Source organism: Chryseobacterium sp. DZ-32 (assembly GCF_059587025.1).
On sequence record NZ_JCAIOM010000002.1, the window covers coordinates 342606 to 367218 of the forward strand.

Consider the following 24613-nt stretch of genomic DNA (forward strand, 5'->3'; position numbering starts at 1 on the left):
TTTAAAACGTTGTATTTATGGTTGTTATCGTAAGGTTGATAAATCCATTGTCGTAGAATTACGACAAGAAATCGTAGAACTACTACAAAATCTCAGATTTATAGGGAAAAGTTTTTTTTAGCGGAAAAGAGCCTCTATATTTGCTAACACAATCACCAAATCACAAAATATTACTAACGATTAAATTTACTAATCATGGCTGAAAGAAATTCAAGAGGAATCTTAAAATTCAATAATGGAGAAGGGCAAAAGCTGTTAAAAATGAATTACAGCGTTTCCAGATCTACAGATGTTTCAGGACGTGTAGCATCAGATCCTTCCAACGCATTAATCAAGGTTACAGTAGAAGCTACTGAAAAATCAGATATCCTTGAAAGTTTGCTGAACGGTAAATATAAGCCGACTGTAGGAGAGATTACTTTTAACAAATCTCATGAAGAAGGTACATTGATTACACTGAAATGGCAGAACGGATATGTAATCCAGCATCAGGTAGATTTCGATGCTATCGACAGCAACAGTATGCTGATCAGCTTCGTAATCAGTGCTGAAACAATAGACTATGGTACTTCTCAATACGCTGGGCTATGGCCATCCAGCTAAATACTGACACACATTATCAACATTCATAAGAAGAAAGACTGTCCCTATTTAAGACGGTCTTTTTTTGCCTGAAAGAAAAATTATAACCTGAGAATTTTATTTTATAACATATTTATATAGTGTCTGTTACATAAATTTTGTTATCTTTAATACCAAACACAAACACAAAGCATATGAAAACCGAATCAAAGACCAAAGGATCTTCTTTCCGCCCATCTCAGAATGCAGACGGGATATCCGCGAATCATCACGCAGGGATCAACCGGCTGGTCAAATTATCACTGGTTGTAGAAGGTAAAATTATTAAGTACTATAAGCATTTCACTCTTAAACAGAAGGCGGGTCACCATCACGAATTCAACCTTATTCTTGCTCACGATGCTTTGGGAGACTGGCAGAGCCATACCCTTGAGGAAGCCAATAAATTTCTGGGAAAACGTCTTACAGCTGTTATTTCCTACAAAGATATTGAGAAAAGTCCGGAAAGGAATTTTGTTGGGGTTATTACCAAAGTAGGATTCAGTCAGGAAAAAATGAGTCTGGGAAATATTGTGCTTTCCGGATACAGCCCGACAATTCTGCTGGACGGTGCTCCGCATATCCAGAGCTTTGGCGGCAGCCAGCCCGTTAATATGGGAATCATAGCCAAAGAAGTAATACAGCAGGGAATAGATAAAGAACGGTTTGATATAAGAGTCGATACCAATGATTATTCCCAGATCATTTACAGCAGCCAGTATAACGAAACCCATTATAATTATCTGTCGAGAATGGCAGAAGCTTATGGAGAACAATTTTACTATGATGGCGAAGTTTTGCATTTTGGAAAGCTTCCTCCACAAAATAAACCTATAAAATTATTATATGGGAGCAATGCGGATCATATCAGGGTAGAACTAAAAGCGGTTCATACAAAACCTCAGTATTATGGCTATAACAGCAGTAAACATGAAAAACTGACTTCCGGGGAAACTCCGGTTGACCATTTAAGTGATCTGGCCCGTACAGCATATAGCCATAACAATAAAATATATAAAACTCCGGCACTGCAGGTTGCACCTATTAAAGCAACAACACACCTGGATGTGGAGCATTCTCAAAGAAGCGCGTCAGGAAGTGAAGCGGTTAATGTATTTTCGGTTTCCGGATCTACAACCGTTCCTTTTTTGCATCCCGGATGTATTGCTGATATTCATATGAGAAAACCGGACAGCAGTGAAACATCTTATTTTACGAAGGTTATGGTGACAGAAGCCGTTCATGAAATTGATACGATCGGACATTACACAGGAACTTTCGAATCCATTGCAGCAGACACGGGTTTTCTGCCCAAACCGGAATTTACGGTACCGGCTGCTCAGCCACAGATTGCAACGGTAATTTCCAATACTGATCCGGAAGGACAGGGAAGAGTTCAGGTAAGATTCGACTGGCAGATGAATGATACCACTCACTTTGTAAGAGTAATGAGCCCCGATGCAGGAGGAACCGATCAGATCACTCAAAATCGTGGTTATGTAGCTATTCCCGAGGTAGGCGATCAGGTGATGGTTAATTTCGTACACAGTCATCCGGACAGACCATTTGTAATGGGAGGAATGTTTCATGGCGGAGTAGGCCTTGGTGGAGGAGCTGACAACCGTGTGAAATCTATTCAGACAAGAAGCGGCCACAGAATCGTTTTCACAGAAGATGAAAGTATCATTATTACAGACAAAAGCGGCAATGAGATCCATCTGGATACGACGGGCAGTAATATCAATATCACGGCACCGGAAACCATGACCCTGAACTGTAAGAATATGAATATTAATGTAGGAGAGAATATGACGACGACGGTGGGAATGAATAAGTCTGATAGTATCGGATTAAATAATACTGAGACTGTAGGCGCTATGAAACTTACTTCGGTTATAGGAAATGTAAGTACATTCATTACGGGTAAACTTACTGAAATTATTGAAGGAGATGTATACAGCGAAACAAAGAAGGAAAGAAATGAAATTTCTGAAAAAGAAATTAACATTACCTCCAATGCTTCCATCAATAAACACGCCCAGCAAGAAGTACAAAACAACAGCGGAGAAAGATCTAAAGCCTATTAATTATGAGCAGAACGAGAATTGTAAAAGGCACCTACAACAAAATCTCTCATGAAAATCATAATATGTATTCTCAGGAGAGTATTATTTCACGTGCCATGAAATGGATTTCTGAAAAGGGTAATGATAAAGGAGTGAGTCATAATACGCCACAATCTCCTCCATTAGCTCCTCAGCCCATTCAACTTATTGTTCAGTTCAGACCTAATAAGGGGTGGAAAGGAGAATTTGGGTTTGATTGGATGAGAATAGGTGATACCAGTCTTTTTAATGATCAAAAGTTTAGTGATATTATAGCTTATCAGTATGAGGATGCTAAATTTACTACGAAAGTAAAAGATGGTAATAAATATAAGGGATATTTTAAGATTGATGAAACAATGTTTAATAACCTTAAAAAAGAATATAATCCTTTCTCTATTTTATGGAAAACGAAAAAAGATAAAAATACTGGAAAAGATATTCCGGAAGAATATTTTATACCATGGTTGTCCATTATAAAAGATAAAGAAGTTAAGATCACTTTTTTTGCAGAAATTCAACAGGAGGCTGATTATTTGGAATTTACAAAGTCTGATTATTTTACTTTTACTCCAAATAAAATAGAGATAAAAGGGAAAAAGAAAATATCTTTGAATGATTATGAAGTGACAATCAAATGCATAAAGGAGTTTACAAGTAACCAAACTATAGAGTTAAAAGCTTTTAAAACTGAAGATGGGAAAACCATTGAGGCTATTGTAGGAAAACTAAATGTCTGGGCAAATGATAATACTAAACAAAAGAAAAAAGATGTTGTATTTGTGGAAATAAAAACTCCCGCTATATCTTCAAAAAAAGAAGAAAAGCCCTCAATAAATGATGAGAAAAATAGGATTAATCAGTATCTCGAGCAAGCATATATCAAGTTATCTAATGACTCTGATATTGTTGAATTAGATTTAACGACAGACAAAAATTTTGTTGATTTTGTAACCAATGGAGAAGTAGATTCTGATAAAAAGAGCAGTGGAAAAGAATTGCAGGATTATTTGAAAGTTCAATTGGAAAAAGTCTATCCCAAGAAATATACTAAGCATTTCAAAGCTTTTTATTTTGCAGAACATGGTTACAATGCAGGAGGAGGACATGTCTCTGGCTATTCAAATTATGGAGCGGATTATGTAGTGGTATTTAAAAGCAAAAATGATCAGACTGCAGCCCATGAGTTTCTTCATTCTATGAATTTAGCCCATACATTTTCCAATAAAGAAGCGTCTTCTCATGCGTTATATACTTATGAATATAAAAAGACAGATAATTTACTGGACTATTCGCATCATGGAGGAAATGATAATAAGCGATGTTCATTATATTACTGGCAATGGAAAAAAGCCAATTCATCTATAAAATAGATAGTTATGAATAAAATAATAATGTTAATGTGGTTGAGTATATTTATACAATGCCAGTCTCAAAAAATAGATAAGTATATGATACCAATTGTTGACAATAAGTATGAAAAATTTGATATTGAAAATTTTCAAAAAAATTCTGTAAGAGGAACCTTGATTTTAAAGTCTAATAATGCTACTGTCTTAGAGGATAAACAATCATATGGATTTATAAAACAGGTATACAAGAAAGATGATATTTTTTGTCATACCGTCCTATATTACCCGACTGGGAAAATTAAGGAAAAAGGAATTACGTTCAATAATGGTACTGAAATAGGCATATGGTTTTACTATGATGAATCTGGTAAACTTGTGAAGAAGGAAAACACGGATGAAGGTTACGATTTTAAACCTGAAAATGTTATTTCATACTGCGAAAAAAATAAAATTAATCTCCCAAAAGGCTATCATGATTCAGGTTATCAGACAAGAGTACTAAAACGAGATTTGGAAGGCAAAAAAGTATGGCGGATTTCTCATCAAATTGCTGGCGACAAAATAGAAGAAGTCATTCTGGATGGTAAAACAGGAAAAGAGCTTCAAAAGAATACAGTACCTTTTTATAACCCATAATTGCTAATACTTTTATGAACAGATTACTAGAGCATTTAATTTAGCAAGAAGCCTTGATGAAAAAAGAACGGCTGGTATGGTAAGATATTTAAAAGTTAACAATATGAATTGCTATAAAAATGGAAAACTTATTAAATCAACACATCAAGGGATTTTCAACAACCATCGTTAAGGTTTTCTTACAATTATTATTAATAACTACTGTAGCTTGTACAAAAATGAATGAACAAACATTTAAAGTATTTGGAAAAGAAGATATATTGAAGAATACTAAAATTAATATCATAAAGATAGATGATAGAGGAGCAAAAACTGAAAATACATTATTGTTTTTAGGAAAAGAATATGACATAAATGCAGAAACGGAAGCAGGTGCTACCTATGAACTTTATGTTTCTTATAAAGATTCATTAGTTAATATATTGAAATTTGAAAATGTAATGAGAAATGCAAATGATCATATTAATCATATTTATTTGAATGAAGAAAATAATAGTATAAATGTTATTTATATCGGAAGAGAATCAGATGTGGTTAAGCATCATGGATTTATGAAAACATTGATGCCAAAAAACGATTTTTATAAAGCTAATAATATTTCAGATGATAAAACGATAGAAAAGTATAACCATCTTTTTTTTGATGAAGTTAAGTAGCTTTTAAATTATGAAATTAAAAGTTTTTTTTTACTGTTATACTTTTATTTTTCCCAATGTAAAAAAACAATAACCTATAAAAAATATTGTGAATAAAATAATAATATTAGTTGGGTTGGGTCTTTTTACTCAATTTCAATCTCAAGAATTACAAAAGACAATGATCCCTAAAATTAGTAACAAATTTGAAAAGTTTGATATAGATAAATTTAGTAAATCAACAAAAAAAGAAACTGATGTTGTAAGAGAGTTTCTGCCCAATGGAAACTATATTGAAATGAGTATGGCAAACTCTGGTAAATATTATACCGAATCATATAAAGATTCCTATTTTATGATATCTAAATCTTATTACACCAGTGGAAATATAAAAGATAAAGGTATCATGTTTAATGTTCCTTGGGGAGCTCCTTTTCAAAAAGGAATTTGGTATGGTTTTGATGAAAATGGAAAGCTGATTAAAGAGATTGATTATGATAAGCCTTACAAATATACATTTGAAGATATTTTAAAATTCTGTGAAAAAGAAGCTATTCCCATTACAAAAGGTCCGGTATTACAAAGTACAGGTTTTCATACTATAATTTCAAGAAGAATAGAAAATGAAAAACCTATTTGGGAAATAGAATGGTTAAAGAAGTCGAATCGTGTTGAAAATATAATTTTGGATGGTATTTCCGGTAAAGTAATTTCAAGAAGAGAGTCAGAATTTATAAACAATTGATTTAAGTTATGAACCAATAGTGGGAATTACATTTTGAATGTCATTAGCATATCACACTGTATTATTGGTAATGAAAAAACAATCAATCTACAAAAAGAATATTATGAATAAAATAATAGTGTTAATGTGGTTGAGTATATTTATACAATGCCAATCTCAAAAAATAGATAAATATATGATACCAAGTGTTGATAATAAGTATGAAAAATTTGATATTGAAAATTTCCAAAAGAAATCAATAAGAGGTTACTTGAAAGTGCGGGAGGATAGCAATACTTATATTCAGGATTTTCAATCACCAGGTTACAGAGAAATAATTTATAATGATAATTTGTTTTATAAGGTTACTAAATTTTTCTATGGTAATGGTAATATTGAGAAAAAAGGATGTTTGTTCAATGAAGGCTCAGTAGTTGGTATTTGGTATCATTTTGACGAATCTGGCAAACTCCTTAAAGAGGAAAACATGGATGAAGGCTATGACTTCAAACCTGCAGATATTATTGCATACTGTGAAAAGAATAAAATTGATCTACCTAAAGGCTACCATGATTCTGGTTACCAAGCTAGAGTATTAAAACAGGATTTTGAAGGCAAAAAAGTATGGAGAATTTCTCATCAAATTGCAGGCGACAAAATAGAAGAAATCATTCTGGGTGGTAAAACAGGTGAAGAGCTGGAGAAAAAAGTGGTTCGCTTGTAAGCAATTAATAATAAAATGCTTTAAAAGGCTAATCTTTTTTCTATTTTAACAGGAAAGTGATTCAGAAAAGTAATTTACTACAATATATCACCATCAGAACTACGATTAAAAACAAAAAACACCGTTGTTACTTCTCTAATTGAAGAATTAACTATCTTTATATCATTTAGAATAAAATAATTAATTTTAGCATTACAAAAGAACGATTTTTTATGTCTTGGTAAAAGGAATGAAAAATAAAGATAAAAATCATCAAATCTGCATAATAAACAGAACGCAAATATATTAATATAAGAAAATTATAAATGGGAGTACTAGTAACCAACGAAACAGTAAAGCAACTATTTCACATTGCTCAGTCGATAGCGAAGGAAAACTATAATGGAACTTATGGAGGCCCGCATATCCTGCAGGCTTTAATGCATAAAGATATCGGCCTTAATGAATTCCTGAAAAGTATAGATAAAGATCCGGGTTATTTCTATGAATGGGCAGATGTCCGTATCGAAGAATATCCGAAAACCAGCCATCTTCCCGATGAAGTAGGACAGGATGATGCAGTGGATACCCTTATTGAAGAAGCTGATGATATCCGTTTAAAGCTTGGACTGGATGAGATTACTCCTATCTGCATCCTTACAGCCATTGTAAAACCACAGGTTGTATTTTCTCTTCAGCAGTTAAAATCACTTCCGTTGAGAGAACATGAGATCTTCAATCTGTATAGAAAAGATACTCCATTTACTGTTTCAGAAGATGGAGATTTTTCATCATTATTTTCAAATGGTTCAGCAGATTATTCAGACTCTTCCTTTCCTTCCATTAAAAGCTATTGTGTAGACAGAACAGCGCAGGCGAGAAAAGGAGAAATAGAAAATATCATCGGCAGGGACAAAGAACTCAGAATGCTGGTGGAAATCCTTTGCCGAAGAAGCAAACCGAATGTGATCATCATCGGGGAGCCGGGAGTAGGAAAAACAGCTTTGGTAGAAGGTTTTGCTACAGAAATTATTAAAGGAAATGTTCCTGAAATGCTTAAAAACGGTACCCTTTTAGAACTGGACACCGGAGCATTACTGGCGGGAACTTCTTATAAAGGTGAAATTGAAGACCGCCTGAAAAAAGTAATCAATGAATGTAAGAAAATTGAAAAAGCCATTCTCTTTATTGATGAAATCCACACCCTTTTAGATCCGAAAGGAAGCATCGGAAACGTTGCCAATCTCCTTAAGCCTGAACTTGCAAGAGGTGAAATTACCGTAATCGGAGCTACAACGCAGGAAGAATACAGAAAAATTATAGAGCCGGAACAGGCTTTCAACCGTCGTTTTGAAGTGTTAACCGTTCTTGAACCGGATGAGAAGACCTGTGTCAAAATGATTGATGTCCTATTGGAAGGCTACAAAAAACACCATGGTATTGAAGTGGAAAAAACTGCCCTTCCCGAATGTGTACGTCTGGCAAAAAGATATGCCAAAGGTAAAAAATTACCGGATGCCGCTATTGACTTATTAGACAGAACAATGGCAGCCATCAAAATGCTTGATGAACTTTCCGAAAAAGAACTTGAAAGCTGGAAAGAAAGTTATGATGCGATTTTAACAGAAGAATATGCCGACAGCAAAGATAAAGCGGATGAACTGATATGGACTTACAACCTGCTGAGAGACAAAATAAGTCCGATTCTCTGGGGATCACTGAGTGAGCAGCCCTCGATTGACAACTCTATGCCCGTAGATCAGATCCAGAAGATTATTGAAGATACTTACGCAGAACTTTTACAGCATGCCGCCAAAAAAAGAGAAAAAGTAGACAGACTGGAGCTTGCTGCTGTAATGGCCGCCAAAACTAATATTCCGATCGGAAAAATCCAGGCTCAGGAAAAAGAAAAACTCCTGAATATGGAATCTCTTCTGTTGAACAGAGTCGTAGGACAGGACCATGCATTGAAAATCCTTTCCGACGCTATTGTTGAAAACCGAAGCGGATTGAACAAACCGGGACAGCCTATAGGATCCTTCTTCCTTCTGGGACCTACCGGAACCGGTAAAACAGAACTGGCAAAATCAATGGCAGAATTACTTTTCAATGACGAGAAAGCCATGGTACGCTTTGATATGTCAGAATTTAAAGAAGAACATTCCGCAGCTTTGCTATATGGAGCGCCTCCGGGATACGTAGGATACGAAGAGGGTGGTATGCTGGTAAACAAAATCAGGCAACAGCCTTATACGGTTGTGTTATTTGACGAAATTGAAAAAGCTCACCATTCCGTTTTTGATGTATTCCTTCAGATTATGGATGAAGGAAAAGTTCATGATAAATTAGGTAAGGAAGGAGATTTCAGCAATGCACTGATCCTGTTTACCTCCAATATCGGAAGTGAAGAAATTGTAAAACAGTTCGAAGAAGGAAAAATTCCGGAATCATCTTCACTGATGCAGATTATGTCAAACTCCGGACGATTCAGACCTGAGTTCCTGGCAAGAATTACGGAGATCATTCCTTTTGCACCGATCACGGAATCTATTGCAGAAAGAATCTTTAACATTCAGCTGAAGTCACTTCATACTTCATTAACAAGATTGGGAATTGCTTTAAAAATTACTGATGAAGCGGTTAAAAATCTTGCATTAGGAGGATTCAGCAGTAAATATGGAGCAAGACAGATCTCTGGAGTCATCCGTGCACAGCTTGCAAGACCGATCTCTAAAATGATTGTGAGAGAAGAAGTAAAATCCGGCCAGACGATTCATGTAGACTGGAATAAAGACGAAGAAAAACTAAGCTGGAAAGTAGATTAAGTATAAAGCAAAGGGTATTTGCAGCCAGCTTTTACCCTTTTGCTTATAAATAAAATTAAAATGAAAACAATTGTCAGAAATATCTTTACAGGTTTTCTATTATTAGGATCCGTGATTATGATCAACGGACAGTTTCTTGCTGCTTCCGACACCTCGGAAAGCAGTGTGAAGAAGTATAAGGGTATCATTAATGCCAATAAAGATCTTGTAGAATTTATTGAACAGTTACTCCTTCAAAAAGGTCTTCCCAAACATTTGAGAAACCTGGCCCTGATTGAATCCCATTTTGACAGAAATATTACCTCAGGAGCCGGAGCAGTAGGGATCTGGCAGTTTATGACAGCCCATGCCAACCAATACGGACTTACCGAGCAGGGACGTACCGATATTTATAAAAGTACCAAAACAGCTGCTATTTCACTGAGTAATCTTTATAAAAAGTACAATAACTGGGTAACAGTAGTCGCTGCTTACAACTGCGGAGAAGGGAATATTGCCAAAGCGATGGAAGCTGCAGGTTCTACCCAATACCATGAATTTTATAAATACCTTCCGGGGGAAACCATTAATCATGTAAAGAAATATCTTAATGCATGCTATGCAACAGGAGAACTTCAGAGTGTACTGAATAATTATAACTCTGCAAGAATCAACAAGATTTTCTTTCAGGGAGACCGGAAAGAGACTGCTGCAGCGCTTTCGGAAACAGAGATCAATGCAGGTTTCAACCTGAACATTGTTGCCGCTGAATTGAATGTAGAAGTAGATAAAATTCTTGCCTGGAATCCCGGAATTATGGAAGAGCTTCAGAAAAAAGGAGAAAGCCCCTTCTATCTTCCGATGGATCTGATGCCGGACTTTCTGCTAAGGAAAAATAAAATATTGGTTCGCTCCCTAAAAGAAGGAGGAAAAATTCAGCAGTAAAATATATCAACGATATAAAAAAGCAATCAGCCAAACTGATTGCTTTTTTTATTGTACAATCTGTTAAAAACAGACCGATTTTTTACTAATAAAATCTTAATATTTCTCAATGATGTGGAAAATTATTGATTTTTCATGGTTGTTTTTAATGAGTTAAAATCCTGTGTTAATAAGGTTTGTGGTAGGTTTTTTAAATCCAATGTCGTAGAATTACGACAAGAAATCGTAGAATTACTACACTTTTTGAGATTTATATTGAAAAGTTTTGTTTAGCGGAAAAGAGCCTCTATATTTGCTAACACAATCACCGAATCACAAAATATTAACGATTAAAATTTACAATCATGGCCGAAAGAAATTCAAGAGGAATCTTAAAATTCAACAACGGAGAAGGACAGAAGCTGTTAAAAATGAACTACAGCGTATCAAGATCTACAGACGTTTCAGGACGTGTAGCATCAGATCCTTCCAACGCTTTGATCAAAGTTACAGTAGAAGCTACTGAAAAATCAGACATCCTTGAAAGCTTACTGAACGGTAAATACAAGCCGACCGTAGGAGAAATTACTTTCAACAAATCTCACGAAGAAGGAACACTAATCACTTTGAAATGGGAGAACGGATACGTAATCCAGCACGAAGTAGACTTCGACGCCATCGACAGCAACAGCATGCTGATCAGCTTCGTAATCAGCGCTGAAACCATCGACTACGGTACTTCCCAGTACGCAGGACTATGGCCTTCAGCAGGTAAATAAGCCTATTCATCATCTTAGTAAAAATAAAATTGGTACAGAACAGCCCTTGTAAAAGTTTGCTGTTCTGTTTTCTGCTTTACAATAAGTTTCAGATAAGTATCATTTAGAGAAACCAATATCTGGAATTTACAAAGCCTGTAATGATACCTACAGCATCAATTCAACATTTATTAACTTAAAAACACGTAACACTATGTTTCAAGATGATAAAATTACAGTAAAGAATTCTCAGCAATCTATCAGCCAGGATACAGAGACAATAAAAAAAACTGCGCAGGAAAATGCGGTTACGAAAGCAGATGAAAAGGTAAACCAGGCAGGGAATAAAATAAAAAAGACAGCAGAAGCGGCACAGCATTTAAATTCAGCACAGGAAACAGGAAAGTTTCTGAATCAAACGCTGGTTTCTAACGACCCTTCCGTTGTTGAGACAAAAGTATGGGCCAAACAGCCTACTTCAAAAATACATAATGCAGAAGCAATTTCTCAGAGCTATATAGCAGGAATCAACCGGGTTATTAAGCTTGATGTAATCATAGAAGGTGAGATTATTAATCATTTCAAGCATTTTAAGCTGATACAGAGTGCTACCAGGCACCATGAGTTCAGTCTGATGCTGGCCCATGACACTTTGGGTAAACCGGAAAATCACAATCTGGAAGAAGCTCAGAAATTTTTAGGAAAAAGAATCACAGTTGTTTTCAAATATAAAGATATTGAGAAAGGAGCCGAACGTAATTTTGTAGGAGTGGTTACAGAAGTAGGCTTCAGCCAGGAGAAAGGAAGTCTTGGAAATATTATCATCAAAGGCTACAGCCCAACTGTACTTTTGGATGCAGCCCCTCATATTCAGAGCTTTGGAGGAAGCCAGCCTGTAAGTTTGAACAGTATTGCTGATCAGGTAATTAAAGAAGGGCTGGGACAGCATAAATTTGATTTCAGAGTAGATGCCCAGCATGGAAATATATCGTATAGCTCACAGTATGAAGAAACCCATTATAATTATCTTGCAAGAATGGCAGAAGCTTATGGAGAGCAGTTTTATTATGATGGAGAAGTTCTGCACTTCGGAAAGCTGCCGCCACAGGAGAAACCTGTCAGGCTTACCTATGGAAGCAGTGTAAGTGATATAGCCATCAAAATGAAAGCCCAGCATGTAAGTCCTACTTTTTATGGTTATAATAGCAGTAAAAATGAGAAGCTGACGGCTGGTAGTTCGAAAATTAACCATACTTCAGATATTGCAAGACGTGCTTACGAAATATCAGAAAAAACTTTTACCACTCCTTCTTTGAGAGTGGCGCCCATTAAAGCATCTTCCTTTATGGATATCAATGCTTCCCAGAAGGGAACCGCAGGAAGCAAAGCTGCAGAAGTTTTCGTTACTTCGGGAACTACAACAGTTCCTTTCTTATATCCGGGATGTATCGCAGATATCGAAATGCGTAAAACAGAGAGTAATGAAACCTCTTATTTTACAAAACTGATGATTATTGAAGTTTCTCACGAAGTGGATGCCAGAGGCTATTATGATGGCAAATTTGAAGCAATTGCAGCAGATACAGGATTTATTCCTCGTCCCGAATTTCAGATGCCCAAAGCAGAAGCCCAGTTTGGAAAAGTAATTTCAAATACAGATCCTTTAAATCAGGGAAGAGTACGTGTGCAGTTTGATTGGCAAAGCGGACCTGATACTACTGAATTTGTCCGCGTTATGACCCCGGATGCAGGAAGTAGTGATAAAGTAAATAAGAACAGAGGATTTATGGCTGTTCCGGAAGTGGGAGACCAGGTTATTGTCAATTTTGTACATCAGCATCCGGACCGTCCGTTTGTGATGGGAGGAATGTTCCATGGGGGAATAGGTGGCGGTGGCGGAGCCGGTAACAATATCAAAAGCCTGAGCAGCAGAAGTGGAAATAAATTAGAATTAAATGATGGTGAAGGCTCTGTATTTCTGACGGATCAGGGCGGGGCTAATATGAAGTTTGACGGGGCAGGAAATGCCCAGACTAATGCCAATAACAATAAAACAGTTAACGTAGGAAATAATAATACGGTAAACGCCGGCAGTACAAATTCTATTAATGTCGGAGGAAAAGAAGGCGGGGCAGCCAATTCAGTCCTTACAATGGACGCAGCCGGAAATATTGCTCTGGAAGGAAAAACAAAAATTGAATTAAGAGTTGGTGAAAACAGTATCACAATCACTAAAGAAGGGATTACTATCTCTGCAAAAGAAGGAATGCTGGATTTGAATTCATTAAAAAATGCATTACTGGTAACACAGGATAACCTGAGTATTCACAGTAAAGCAGTCACTTCAATGAATGCTACAGGAGATATATTTATTACCGGAAGTACTGTTGATATCAACTGATGTCGAGAATATATTCTAAAACGTATTAAAACATGACTTTGGAACCGAATAAAGTTGAAAAAAATGACCAGCTGGCAGGATTCAAATATGCCTGGTACAAAAAAAGAGAATATAATATCAATATAAAATCCTATCTTACTTTAGGAACGGGAAAAGCCAACCAGACGGAAATAGAAGAAGACTGGATAGTAATACCGGGAGAATATAATCATATTACCATACAGTCTTCTACCCAGCGGTATATTCAGGCAGACGGGCAGATGCAGCCATTTTATGAAATTCTTGAAAAAATAAATAAAGCGACTGAGGTTGTTGAATTATCTTTAAATACGGATAAAAGTATCCACGAAGTAACCAATAAAAGTGAAATTGTAAGCAGGTGGGAAGAGATAAAGAAGGATCTGCATTTTTTTGAGCTGGTAAAAGAAAGTTATAAGGTATTTATTCAGATCTATGATAAAGAGTTTAACAATATAGATCGTAATATCAGACAAAACTTTTTGTATCAGATCATGTTTTATCCTTTACCGGCATTCAGCGGGGGAAGTTTTACAGATGAAATTCCTGTAAGAACAGCTTTGTCAACCCTTTTCCCTGGAGAAGAACTTGAATATAGTTCCTCGTATAAAATTTTAAAAAATAAAGAAGGAGGTTTCACTGTGAAACTGGATGGAAAAAGTAAAGGAAATCAGTCCCGCTTTGAAAGTATTTATAAAGATAAATATCAGAGAACGCTCGGAAATGCTCTGGAATATAAGTATGCCATTGAGGGAGAGTATCTTTATAATGAAGATTCTGTACTGTCAGAGGTCATATTTCATGTGAAAGAAGAACTGAATAAAAAGATGATCTATGTATGCAGGTACCACATAAGATTAAGTGAAAGATAACAATTAATACGATCACTATGAGTCAATTATATATCGCACAGGATACTCCGCTTACTTGTAGTAAAGGCCGAAGACTTATAGGAATTGGAGTGAGTTCCCAGTCTTCCGTAAAATTGAAAAAAGGAGCTAAGCTGATGGCCACGGAAAAGGACCGTTTTAAAGACAATTTTATCTGTCCTGAAATGATGATGGCAGGAGCGTTAGCAGGGGTAGCAGTAGCGGCAGCTTTCTCCGGTGGGCTTTTTGTTTTAGCGGCAGCAGCCTGGGCAGGAAGCGCCCTTATAGATGACTGCCTCAATATCTGTTCATTTCTATGCAAGGGAAGCGACTGGCAAAATACCCATCCAAAAGTAAAAATTGAAAATAAAAAACCTCTGTTGCAAAATTCCAGTCTACACTGTTTCATAGGAGGTAAAATCACCTTTCATTTACCTGTTGCCCAGCTGCAGGAAGCCTCTATTGCCAGTAGAATGGCCCAGGATTCTTACGAGGATAATAATGGGAAGAATACCAGTATTGATGGGTACACACGAATCAATACAGATGATCAGGCTGAGCTGGATAAGCTGTTCGGTCCGGGAGTGTTAACCAGCAAAGATTTCAATACCAATAAAGATAACGGCTTCTTTTCCTCTTTATATTATAATAAAGAAACAGGAGATTATTTTGTGGCATTTAGAGGTTCAGAACCTAAAGGAATGCAGTTTTATCATGACTGGTTCATCGAAGATGGAGGACAGGCGCTTGGTTTCGCAACGCCTCAGATAGAAAAAACGAGAATGCTTGCGGAAAAAATGGATAATGCGACTGGAGGAAAAGTGAAATTTACCGGACACTCATTAGGAGGAGGAAACAGTGCCATGGCTTCCTATTACACAGGACTTCCGGGATATACCTTCAATGCAAGAGGAGTACATGGCAATACACTCGATTATCTCGATAAAAAAGGAGCCGTAAAATCAACTTCAAGCATTATCAATTACAGTACAAGTAATGATATTCTTAACGGGCTGCAAAATAACAGGGAAGGTCTGCTCTCTACACTGGCTTTATCCAGAATTCCGGGGCTCAATAAAATTGCAATTTTCGGAGGTCTTACAGGAGGTGTTCCGAGAGCGCTTGGAGAACAGAATGAAATCTTCGGGTACATTGATGATAATGAAGGGCTTGGGATCAAAACCATTGGAAGCGGACATAGCGCATATAATGATGCGTTTCAGGCGATGCTGGCCACTATAAATACTGATGTTGTAGCTAATAATATATAATATGAAACCATTTATTTTAATAATACTTTCTATCATGACACTTTTTTCCTGTTCAGATTTTAATCTTAGGTCGCGTAAAAACGAAAATAGAAATCAATATCCTCCTTCAAGAATGTTTACAGGAGACGGTTTATCAGCTGCCCAGAAAATGTTTGATGGAGATCTGAAAGGCATGGAAGAAATTATTAAGGAAAAAAATATTGATATCAATAAATTACAGGAGAACACAGGGTATACCTTACTGATGTATGCTTCTATTATTGAAGATTTGAAAGCCATGGAAAAGCTTTTAGAGCTGGGAGCTGATCCCAATATCATAGTACCTCATGAAGGTTTTGAGTCTCCTTTGAATCATGCTGTAGCACTTAATAATTACGAAATGCTGCAATTACTTTTCAAATATAAAGCCAGTCCTAACCCGGCTGTAGGGAATTCCCCGTTATCTGATGCAATGACCCTAGGAGGTGAGGAAAGTACCGAAAAGAAAATGATTGATTACTTACTTCAGAATGGAGCTGACATCAATAATGTTTCTTATAACGGAAGCAATATTATGGAAAGTGCCGCCAGGGATGATCTGGATATGGCAGAATACTTTCTGGCCAAAGGAGGATTGCCTAAAATAAAAGGAACTGACCTTTGCCCAATGGCAGATTATATTCAGTATAAGGAAAAGCAGAAAAGTGACCGTAATCTGCCAGACTCTCCTTATTATCAAAAATTATTCGGAATTAAAAAACAGCTGGTTGATCAATATAATGTAGCGTTCCCATATAAGAAAGACACAATAGAAGAAGCAAAACTTAGAATAAGACAGTATGAATCTTTAAGTTCTAAAGATAAGCTATCCGTGAATTTCAAAAAAAATTACGGAGAAAATCTTTATCAGGAAGATTTAAACAGAGTTAAAGGAAAATGACAGTGTTTATAACATGATTATTCCGGACGATTTTTTGTCTTTGACGTATGAAATATTTTAATTTCAAAGATTTTCTGTTTTTGATGTAACGTGTTTATAACTAGTGTGTTAATTTAATATATAAATCCATTGTCGTAGAATTACGACAAGAAATCGTAGAATTACGACACTTTTTCACATTTATATTCAAAATTTTTTTTAAGCCGTAAAGAGCTTCTATATTTGCTAACACAATCACTGAATAACAATATTAACGATTAAAATTTACAATCATGGCCGAAAGAAATTCAAGAGGAATCTTAAAATTCAACAACGGAGAAGGACAGAAGCTGTTAAAAATGAACTACAGCGTATCAAGATCTACAGACGTTTCAGGACGTGTAGCATCAGATCCTTCCAACGCATTGATCAAAGTGACAGTAGAAGCTACTGAAAAATCAGACATCCTTGAAAGCTTACTGAACGGTAAATACAAGCCGACCGTAGGAGAGATTACTTTCAACAAATCTCACGAAGAAGGAACACTGATCACTTTGAAATGGGAGAACGGATACGTAATCCAACACGAAGTAGACTTCGATGCTATTGACAGCAACAGTATGCTGATCAGCTTCGTGGTAAGTGCTGAAACCATCGACTACGGTACTTCCCAGTACGCAGGACTATGGCCTTCAGCAGGTAAATAAGCCTATTCATCATCTTAGTAAAAATAAAATTGGTACAGAACAGCGGACAAGAGACGCTGTTCTGTTTTTTATTTAACAGGATCAGAATTTTTAAAATCATATCAAAGTAATATATCTCTTGAAGGTGTAATAATAAATTTCTGTTTATGCCCTTAATATATTTGTTATAAGGTATTTATATTCTGTTTTTAAATCTAATGTCGTAGAATTACGACAATAAATCGTAGAACTACGACATCAAATCGTACAATTACGACACTTTTTCAGATTTCCTTTCAATTGCTTTTTTTTCAAAACCAAGGGCTTTATCTTTGTTATATAATTATTGAATTACAATTTATTACTAACGATTAAAATTTACAATCATGGCAGAAAGAAACTCAAGAGGAATCTTAAAATTCAACAACGGAGAAGGACAGAAACTGTTAAAAATGAACTACAGTGTATCAAGATCTACAGACGTATCAGGACGTGTAGCATCAGATCCTTCCAATGCATTAATCAAGGTGACAGTAGAAGCTACTGAAAAATCAGACATCCTTGAAAGCTTACTGAACGGTAAATACAAGCCGACAGTAGGAGAGATCACTTTCAACAAATCTCACGAAGAAGGAACACTGATCACTTTAAAATGGGAGAACGGATACGTAATCCAGCACGAAGTAGATTTCGATGCAGTAGACAGCAACAGTATGCTGATCAGCTTCGTAGTAAGTGCTGAAACCATCGACTACGGTACTTCTCAGTACGCAGGACTATGGCCTTCTTCAGGTAAATAATCCCATAAACTTAAATAAAAAAAGGAACAGTGTACCTTCGGGTATGCTGTTTTGTTTTTTTAACCCCATCCCGAACCTCACATCCCGATACCCCGAAACCCTTCCTCAAACTATCAACTTTTACTCCTATTTTCTTATATTTGTTCATTATTCAAAATATGGACGCAACACAAGATAAAAGGCTGTTTCTCATCGATGCTTATGCGATGATTTTCAGAGGATATTACGCATTAATCAGGAATCCGAGACTCACCAGCAAAGGTCTGGATACTTCTGCCATCTTCGGTTTTACCAATTCTCTCATCGAATTGATCAGAAGAGAAAAACCAACACACCTGGCTGTAGTTTTTGATGTTGGACAGGCCAGTGTAAGAACTGATGATTTCTCAGAATATAAAGCCAACAGAAGCGAAACTCCCGAAGCAATCAAAATTGCGATTCCATATATCCACAAAATTCTGGAAGCAATGCACATCCCGATTCTTGGAGTGGAAGGATATGAAGCCGATGATGTTATTGGGACTATTGCATGCAAAGCCGAAAAAGAAGGATACACCACCTTCATGGTGACACCGGATAAAGATTTTGCACAGCTGGTTACGGATAAAATTAAAATTTATAAGCCAGGTTTAAAAGGCGGTGACATTGAAATTTTAGGAGTAGAAGAAGTAAAGGCAAAATATGAGATTGATGATCCTAAGCAGGTGATTGATTTCCTTGCCATGATGGGGGATGCTGTAGATAATATTCCTGGATTGGAAGGAGTAGGGGAGAAAACTGCTATGAAATTCCTGAAAGAATTCGGCAGCATTGAAAATTTATTAGCCAATACGGATAAACTGAAAGGAAAACTGAAAGAAAAAGTAGAAGCTTCCGCAGAACGTGGTATTATGTCTAAAAAATTAGCCACTATCATCTGTGATGCTCCTGTAGAATTCCATCAGGAACAATACGACCTGGAAACTCCGGATTTTGAAAAAGTAAAAGAGGTCTTTGACGAAATAGAATTCAGAAGACTATACGAAAACCTTTACAGGGCTTTTGCTCCTGCTGCTGTAGAAACAGTAGTTGTAAGCGAGGTAGAAGTTAAACAGACTCCGGCCGGAACCGAAGTAAAAGGACAGGTTATGCAGCTTGATCTTTTTGCCAATTTTGAGGAACTGGATCAGGCAACTTCTACAAAGTCTACGATTGAGAATAATGATCATCTGTATCAGTTTATCAATAACCCGAAAGCACAGAAAAAACTGGTTGACAATCTGCTGCAGCAGAAAGTGGTATGTTTCGATACGGAAACGACATCATTAAACGAGCTTGAAGCAGAACTGGTAGGAATGAGCTTCTCTTATAAAAAAGGACTTGCTTACTATATTCCGTTCTCTGAAAACAAGGAAGAAGTGTTGCAGACCCTGGAGATTTTCAGACCGTTTTTCGAAAAAGAAGACCTGCTGAAAGTAGCGCACAACCTTAAATTTGATTACAAAGTTTTAAAACAATACGACATCACCGTGAAAGGCGCCATGTTTGATACCATGATTGCCCACTACCTCCTGAACCCGGACGGAAGACACGGGATGGATTACCTTTCAGAAGTATACCTGAACTATAAACCGGTATCCATTGAAACCATCATCGGAAAAAAAGGAAAAAAACAGGGGAATTTCAGAGATGCTGATCTGAGAACACAAACAGATTATGCAGCAGAAGATGCAGATGTAACTTTCCAGTTGTATGAGCTATTCGCACCACAGCTGAAAAAGGAGAACCTGGAAGAGCTTTTCTTTAACATTGAAATGCCTCTGATGGAAGTACTGGCAAAAATGGAGCTTGCAGGAATTTCTCTTGATGAAAAATGGCTGGCGCAGGAAAGTGTTGACCTTGAGAATGATCTGAAACAGCTTGAAACAAAGATTTTTGAACTTTCTGGAGAAGAATTCAATATGAATTCACCGAAGCAGCTGGGAGAGATTCTGTTTGAAAAATTACAGCTCGATCCAAAAGCGAAGAAAACAAAAACAGGGCAATATGCAACATCAGAAGATGTTCTTCAGAAACTGAATTCAAAACATGAAATCATCAAACACATCCTGGAATACAGAACGTACCAGAAATTAAAATCAACCTATGTAGACGCTCTGCCTTCACAGATTGAGAAAAAAGATAACAGAGTACACACCAACTTCTCACAGACTACAGCAGCTACAGGCCGTTTGGCAAGTGTAAACCCCAACCTGCAGAATATTCCGATTCGAACGGTGAGAGGACAGCAGATCCGTGGAGCTTTTGTTTCCGGAGAAGGAAAGAAGATTATTTCTGCCGATTATTCACAGATTGAACTTCGTTTAATTGCTGAAATTTCAGGAGAAGATAATATGATCAAAGCCTTCCAGGATGGAGAAGATATCCACGCTTCCACAGCGGCAAAACTCTTTAAAATTCCTTTGGCTGAGGTATCCAAAACCCAGAGAAGCCAGGCTAAAACTGTAAACTTTGGAATTATCTACGGACAAGGAGCTTTTGCTTTGGCAGAACAAACCGGATTGTCCCGTACAGAAGCCAAACAGATGATCGAAGCTTATTTCGAAACGTATCCGAAACTGAAGGAATACATGGCAGAGCAGGTGAGCAAAGCACGCCAGTTGGGGTATGTGGAAACCATATTGGGAAGAAAACGCCATCTGAAAGATATCAATTCCAACAATTTCGTGGTAAGAGGTCATGCAGAAAGAAATGCGGTAAATGCACCGGTTCAGGGAAGTGCTGCAGATATCGTTAAAATTGCCATGATCAAAATTGCCAGAGAGCTTGAAGAGCAGAAGCTTACAACAAAAATGCTTCTTCAGGTACATGACGAACTGGTGTTTGAATCTCCGATAGACGAGATTGATGCCGCTTCAAAACTGATCAAAACTGAAATGGAAAGTGCCCTGAAAACACAGGTTCCTTTATTGGTAGAGATTGGTGTAGGAAATAACTGGCTTGAAGCACATTAAATACTTAAAATTATCCTTAAATAAAAAACTTCCGTCTTGTAGGCGGAAGTTTTATTTTGTTAGAACTGGACAGCTTACTCTTGTCCTACAGAATTATAAACATTGCTGACAACTTCATCAGGAGAAACATTTTCAAATAAGAATCTTTCTTTTTTTACCTGTACTTTTTTAGTTTCAGACGACATTTCTTCTTCCATGGTATTTACTGTTTCCAGTGTTACTTTGCCTTTCATAGGCTCATAATAGAGGGCAGAGTGAGAACCCGCACCCATATTATACGTTTCAACATAGGTAAGAATCAGGTTGTCATTTATATATTTGAATTTACTGAACTGATTACCGTAAGGTCCGATATCATAAAGATTGATATTCAATATTCCTTTTTCAATACTGATGTCTTCAGGATCGTGTATTTTATAGCCAGATTCATTGTATTCATCGGGAAGAACGGTTTCAGAACTTTTAAATAACCGGTATGTTTTGTCAGGATTCTTTAGAAGGACAATCATAGTTCTATGTGCTAAAGTGTCGGCTTTTTTCCTTAGAACCAAAGCTTTATCAGGAAGTCCGTCCTGGTTAAGATCACCTTCGGTTTCGTATTGAATTTCATATTGACTGGATACAAAATCTGAGACATGTTTTCCTGCTGTCAACTGCTCCTTCTGAACTGGTGCCGTATCCTTTTTTATAATGCCCGAAGAGTTTTTCGGAGTCTGTGTTTTGGTTTTGTTACATGAATAAGCAATTAAAGAAGCAAAAAGTAAAGTAGAAATGATTTTTTTCAATGGTTTGTTTTTTAAGATACAAATCTAGCTTTTATTTCCTGATAATGTAAAATTATGACACATAAACATCCCAGTACGGTAACAGGAAGAAAGGAAAGTGAAACTGTATATTGGATTTCTGAATTGAAGTCGTAAGTACTCCAGGAAGATTCCCTGTCTACAAATAGGGTGTAGTTCCAAAATAACCAGACAAAGATCAGGAACAGGAATTCGACTGAAGCCTTGAAGACAATCTTTTTAACAAAGAAAAGCAGAGAAAAGACAATTGATAAGAACCCACCGGCTATAAGGGATATATACACCGCATCTTCAAAAAATGAACAGTCTATACAGCCGCTTGAAACACGTTCTGAAAGGGTTCCCATTGACCAGTAAAATTGTAAGAATGTAACCACTGAAATAAAGATGGTAATAATGAGCCACCTCTTCAGAAAAGAGTAGAACTGATTAAGTTTGAATTCTTTCATGATGTTCAAATATCTGGATTATTTTATCATTCTTATCATGGCTAAATCATCTGTAGGTTTTACTCCGTATTGATGTTCCAACTGCTTTAGTTTCCTGTTAAGCATTTCTTCAGTTTCGCTATTCTGACGGTCTATCATTAAATATTCAGCAAAATTGATCATTTCTTCAGAATTCGTTTTTTTAATTTTTGAAAAGCTCAAAATACCATCAGTAGCAATGGAAACATCATCCAGACAATCAAAAAATAATTTCTGAGACTGACGGGGATACCATTCTTCAAAGTCTTCATAAAGATGATAAGCTAAATAATCCGGTCTATTATTACGGTCAAATTCTGTGATATTTCCATTGATACAGACAACTCCGTCACCAATGGTTAGGATGAATCCTTCGTCCTTTGTGATGTCATAAACCAGGATTATAAGAGTAGATAACAACTCTTTTTCGTCCAGCATCAGATGGTTTTTTACAAATTTAAGTTCGTTGAATAAACCTTTTATGATTTCTTTGAGCTCTTCTTCCAGACTCTGCTGGCTGGCTTTTTCATATAATGCCTTGTAACCGTTTTCAATAATGATTTTACGTAAAATCTTTCCAGTAAGTGTTGACGCAAAATGACTGTCCATAGCTGTAGAGCATCCATCCATCACAGCACACAAAATCTTATCAGAACAGATTTTTTTGATGAGAAGATCATCTTCACAATGATTAATATGATAATCTCCGATTTGTAGGGTAGAATATAAATTCATTACATGCTAAAATAGATTTATTTTTTTAATGTAACCTTATTTCATCCTCATTATAGGTATAAAAATAGCAACAGGTGATCACATTTACCATGAAATCACTTGTTGCCGGTGTTGAGAAAGCAGTTTTGCTTTGGTTATTAAATATCGTATTCTATTTCTCCCACATAATGCAGTGAAAAATCATCATTTTCTACAGAAACAGGATTAGGAATAACAAATCTTGTGGCGAAAATAATAGCATTCACCGGCGTATCCAGACTGAGTTCATTCAGCTTTTTCTCCAAGATAGGAAGCCATTGGTCAGCATAAGAATACTCTGCAAACTTATCATAAAGACTAAGGCTTTCATCCTCAAAACCATATTCTATAAAATCATCATCAAACCATTTGATGCTCTGTGATTCTGCAAACCTGGAAACATACTGATCATCAGTTTCTTCCTCTATATAGTAGTTTTCATCCTCTTCTATGAAGCTATAAAAATCTTCTTCATTCTTGAAATATCCTAACCAGAAGTGTGAAATTTCTTTATCCATAATTGTATATAAGTATTATTTTTTTTGATTTTTTTAATAAGTGACATTTTCCCACGTTGATAAATATCCCTTTGATACAAGAAAATTCCTGCAATTAAAATGTAATATTACAAAAGTTTTTCGTGAAACAAATTTTTGGGGCAGCAACGCAAAATCTCCTCAGCAAAGATAGTTCCTTAATAGGATTTATTGTAAATTTATTCTCTGTTTAAATTATAAAAGATGGATTTTCTTCAGGACCATTATATTATTAAAAATGAATTGCTGCTGATCCTTATTTCAGTTATTCTAGGACTGTTTATTGGTGCTGAACGTGAATACCGTAATAAGTCGGCCGGTCTCAGGACCTTTATTCTCGTGTGCTTCGGTGCCTGCCTTTTTACGATACTTTCTATAAAAATAGGTGTGGAAAATCCGGATCGTCTTGCCGCCAATATCATTACAGGAATCGGATTTCTGGGCGCAGGAGTCATTTTCAAAGGCGATAATAAAATTGAAGGAATTACCACAGCAACCACTATCTGGGCAACTGCTTCTATTGGAATGGCTGTAGGTTCCGGCTATGTTTATATTGCATTGTTGGGAACTACGTTGGTATTACTTATTTTAAGCGCTCTGACTTATCTCCAGAATTTTATTGATAATTATAATAAAGTAAGGGAATACAAAATTGCCGTAACAGACTCGCAGGATATTAAATATTGTGAAAATATATTTAAAGAAAATCATTTAAGATATCAGATGCTTAAACAGCAATATTCCCAGGAAAGCTTTACCGTTATATGGAGGCTTACCGGAAAAAATAGCCATCATGAGGGAGTCATAAGCCGTCTGGTTGATGATCCGAAAATTAAAGCGTATCAGTTTTAGACCG

At 36.3% G+C, this 24613-nt stretch carries 22 protein-coding genes; 18 read left to right on the forward strand and 4 right to left on the reverse strand.

Annotated features, from left to right (window positions below):
* Positions 1 to 195: 195 nt before the first annotated feature.
* The 17 genes from tssD (AC59HC_RS03630) to polA all read left to right on the forward strand — a co-directional run bounded on the left by tssD (AC59HC_RS03630) (position 196) and on the right by polA (position 21198).
* Positions 196 to 603: a type VI secretion system tube protein TssD gene (gene tssD / locus AC59HC_RS03630; RefSeq protein WP_062675339.1), complete on the forward strand. Its 408-nt coding sequence runs from the start codon at positions 196 to 198 to the stop codon at positions 601 to 603.
* Between the two features lie 173 nt (positions 604 to 776).
* Positions 777 to 2708: a type VI secretion system Vgr family protein gene (locus tag AC59HC_RS03635; protein ID WP_496558014.1), complete on the forward strand. Its 1932-nt coding sequence runs from the start codon at positions 777 to 779 to the stop codon at positions 2706 to 2708.
* A gap of 62 nt (positions 2709 to 2770) precedes the next feature.
* Complete coding sequence (locus AC59HC_RS03640; RefSeq protein WP_238349697.1) at positions 2771 to 4099, forward strand: hypothetical protein; 1329 nt, start codon at positions 2771 to 2773, stop codon at positions 4097 to 4099.
* Between the two features lie 6 nt (positions 4100 to 4105).
* A complete protein-coding gene (locus AC59HC_RS03645; RefSeq protein ID WP_238349696.1) occupies positions 4106 to 4714 on the forward strand; it encodes a toxin-antitoxin system YwqK family antitoxin in 609 nt (202 codons plus the stop codon).
* A gap of 119 nt (positions 4715 to 4833) precedes the next feature.
* Complete coding sequence (locus tag AC59HC_RS03650) at positions 4834 to 5370, forward strand: hypothetical protein (protein WP_343643209.1); 537 nt, start codon at positions 4834 to 4836, stop codon at positions 5368 to 5370.
* 88 nt (positions 5371 to 5458) lie between these two features.
* Entirely contained in the window at positions 5459 to 6094 is a 636-nt protein-coding gene (locus AC59HC_RS03655) for a PepSY domain-containing protein (protein ID WP_202843214.1), read from the forward strand.
* 103 nt (positions 6095 to 6197) lie between these two features.
* Positions 6198 to 6797, forward strand: coding sequence for a toxin-antitoxin system YwqK family antitoxin (locus AC59HC_RS03660; RefSeq protein ID WP_343643208.1), 600 nt, complete (start codon positions 6198 to 6200; stop codon positions 6795 to 6797).
* A gap of 305 nt (positions 6798 to 7102) precedes the next feature.
* Positions 7103 to 9601 (forward strand): ATP-dependent Clp protease ATP-binding subunit, encoded by a 2499-nt coding sequence (locus AC59HC_RS03665; RefSeq protein ID WP_496558015.1) that lies wholly within the window; start codon positions 7103 to 7105, stop codon positions 9599 to 9601.
* A gap of 60 nt (positions 9602 to 9661) precedes the next feature.
* Positions 9662 to 10525: a lytic transglycosylase domain-containing protein gene (locus AC59HC_RS03670; RefSeq protein WP_110011671.1), complete on the forward strand. Its 864-nt coding sequence runs from the start codon at positions 9662 to 9664 to the stop codon at positions 10523 to 10525.
* A 344-nt stretch (positions 10526 to 10869) separates the two neighbouring features.
* Complete coding sequence (tssD, locus tag AC59HC_RS03675; RefSeq protein WP_062675331.1) at positions 10870 to 11283, forward strand: type VI secretion system tube protein TssD; 414 nt, start codon at positions 10870 to 10872, stop codon at positions 11281 to 11283.
* Positions 11284 to 11476: 193 nt separating this feature from the next.
* A complete protein-coding gene (locus tag AC59HC_RS03680; RefSeq protein WP_496558016.1) occupies positions 11477 to 13663 on the forward strand; it encodes a type VI secretion system Vgr family protein in 2187 nt (728 codons plus the stop codon).
* Between the two features lie 32 nt (positions 13664 to 13695).
* Complete coding sequence (locus AC59HC_RS03685) at positions 13696 to 14553, forward strand: hypothetical protein (RefSeq protein ID WP_496558017.1); 858 nt, start codon at positions 13696 to 13698, stop codon at positions 14551 to 14553.
* Between the two features lie 17 nt (positions 14554 to 14570).
* A complete protein-coding gene (locus AC59HC_RS03690; protein WP_496558018.1) occupies positions 14571 to 15821 on the forward strand; it encodes a Tle-like phospholipase domain-containing protein in 1251 nt (416 codons plus the stop codon).
* A 1-nt stretch (position 15822) separates the two neighbouring features.
* Positions 15823 to 16740, forward strand: a complete 918-nt coding sequence (locus AC59HC_RS03695) for an ankyrin repeat domain-containing protein (protein WP_496558019.1) — start codon at positions 15823 to 15825, stop codon at positions 16738 to 16740.
* A 272-nt stretch (positions 16741 to 17012) separates the two neighbouring features.
* Positions 17013 to 17426: a type VI secretion system tube protein TssD gene (tssD, locus tag AC59HC_RS03700; RefSeq protein WP_053328223.1), complete on the forward strand. Its 414-nt coding sequence runs from the start codon at positions 17013 to 17015 to the stop codon at positions 17424 to 17426.
* Positions 17427 to 17791: 365 nt separating this feature from the next.
* On the forward strand, positions 17792 to 18205 hold the full coding sequence (gene tssD, locus AC59HC_RS03705; protein ID WP_062675327.1) for a type VI secretion system tube protein TssD: 414 nt from the start codon (positions 17792 to 17794) through the stop codon (positions 18203 to 18205).
* Positions 18206 to 18363: 158 nt separating this feature from the next.
* Positions 18364 to 21198 carry a DNA polymerase I gene (polA, locus tag AC59HC_RS03710; RefSeq protein ID WP_496558020.1) on the forward strand — a complete coding sequence of 945 codons (2835 nt, stop codon included), beginning with the start codon at positions 18364 to 18366 and terminating at the stop codon, positions 21196 to 21198.
* 74 nt (positions 21199 to 21272) lie between these two features.
* On the opposite strand, the gene AC59HC_RS03715 is transcribed toward polA, so the two are convergent.
* The 4 genes from AC59HC_RS03715 to AC59HC_RS03730 form a co-directional block, all read right to left on the reverse strand.
* Entirely contained in the window at positions 21273 to 21983 is a 711-nt protein-coding gene (locus tag AC59HC_RS03715) for a hypothetical protein (RefSeq protein WP_496558021.1), read from the reverse strand.
* 11 nt (positions 21984 to 21994) lie between these two features.
* A complete protein-coding gene (locus tag AC59HC_RS03720) occupies positions 21995 to 22450 on the reverse strand; it encodes a hypothetical protein (RefSeq protein WP_202843194.1) in 456 nt (151 codons plus the stop codon).
* 18 nt (positions 22451 to 22468) lie between these two features.
* Complete coding sequence (locus AC59HC_RS03725; RefSeq protein ID WP_496558022.1) at positions 22469 to 23203, reverse strand: protein phosphatase 2C domain-containing protein; 735 nt, start codon at positions 23201 to 23203, stop codon at positions 22469 to 22471.
* Between the two features lie 137 nt (positions 23204 to 23340).
* On the reverse strand, positions 23341 to 23739 hold the full coding sequence (locus AC59HC_RS03730; protein ID WP_343643201.1) for an immunity 22 family protein: 399 nt from the start codon (positions 23737 to 23739) through the stop codon (positions 23341 to 23343).
* A 222-nt stretch (positions 23740 to 23961) separates the two neighbouring features.
* Between AC59HC_RS03730 and AC59HC_RS03735 the strand changes: the two genes are divergently transcribed.
* Complete coding sequence (locus AC59HC_RS03735; RefSeq protein WP_496558023.1) at positions 23962 to 24609, forward strand: MgtC/SapB family protein; 648 nt, start codon at positions 23962 to 23964, stop codon at positions 24607 to 24609.
* Positions 24610 to 24613 lie beyond the last annotated feature (4 nt).

Coding starts and splice junctions, on each gene's coding strand:
- tssD (WP_062675339.1), top strand. CDS start 196: ATGGCTGAAAGAAATTCAAGAGGAATCTTAAAATTCAATAATGGAGAA.
- AC59HC_RS03635 (WP_496558014.1), top strand. CDS start 777: ATGAAAACCGAATCAAAGACCAAAGGATCTTCTTTCCGCCCATCTCAG.
- AC59HC_RS03640 (WP_238349697.1), top strand. CDS start 2,771: ATGTATTCTCAGGAGAGTATTATTTCACGTGCCATGAAATGGATTTCT.
- AC59HC_RS03645 (WP_238349696.1), top strand. CDS start 4,106: ATGAATAAAATAATAATGTTAATGTGGTTGAGTATATTTATACAATGC.
- AC59HC_RS03650 (WP_343643209.1), top strand. CDS start 4,834: ATGGAAAACTTATTAAATCAACACATCAAGGGATTTTCAACAACCATC.
- AC59HC_RS03660 (WP_343643208.1), top strand. CDS start 6,198: ATGAATAAAATAATAGTGTTAATGTGGTTGAGTATATTTATACAATGC.
- AC59HC_RS03665 (WP_496558015.1), top strand. CDS start 7,103: ATGGGAGTACTAGTAACCAACGAAACAGTAAAGCAACTATTTCACATT.
- AC59HC_RS03670 (WP_110011671.1), top strand. CDS start 9,662: ATGAAAACAATTGTCAGAAATATCTTTACAGGTTTTCTATTATTAGGA.
- tssD (WP_062675331.1), top strand. CDS start 10,870: ATGGCCGAAAGAAATTCAAGAGGAATCTTAAAATTCAACAACGGAGAA.
- AC59HC_RS03680 (WP_496558016.1), top strand. CDS start 11,477: ATGTTTCAAGATGATAAAATTACAGTAAAGAATTCTCAGCAATCTATC.
- AC59HC_RS03685 (WP_496558017.1), top strand. CDS start 13,696: ATGACTTTGGAACCGAATAAAGTTGAAAAAAATGACCAGCTGGCAGGA.
- AC59HC_RS03690 (WP_496558018.1), top strand. CDS start 14,571: ATGAGTCAATTATATATCGCACAGGATACTCCGCTTACTTGTAGTAAA.
- AC59HC_RS03695 (WP_496558019.1), top strand. CDS start 15,823: ATGAAACCATTTATTTTAATAATACTTTCTATCATGACACTTTTTTCC.
- tssD (WP_053328223.1), top strand. CDS start 17,013: ATGGCCGAAAGAAATTCAAGAGGAATCTTAAAATTCAACAACGGAGAA.
- tssD (WP_062675327.1), top strand. CDS start 17,792: ATGGCAGAAAGAAACTCAAGAGGAATCTTAAAATTCAACAACGGAGAA.
- polA (WP_496558020.1), top strand. CDS start 18,364: ATGGACGCAACACAAGATAAAAGGCTGTTTCTCATCGATGCTTATGCG.
- AC59HC_RS03720 (WP_202843194.1), bottom strand. CDS start 22,450: ATGAAAGAATTCAAACTTAATCAGTTCTACTCTTTTCTGAAGAGGTGG.
- AC59HC_RS03725 (WP_496558022.1), bottom strand. CDS start 23,203: ATGAATTTATATTCTACCCTACAAATCGGAGATTATCATATTAATCAT.
- AC59HC_RS03730 (WP_343643201.1), bottom strand. CDS start 23,739: ATGGATAAAGAAATTTCACACTTCTGGTTAGGATATTTCAAGAATGAA.
- AC59HC_RS03735 (WP_496558023.1), top strand. CDS start 23,962: ATGGATTTTCTTCAGGACCATTATATTATTAAAAATGAATTGCTGCTG.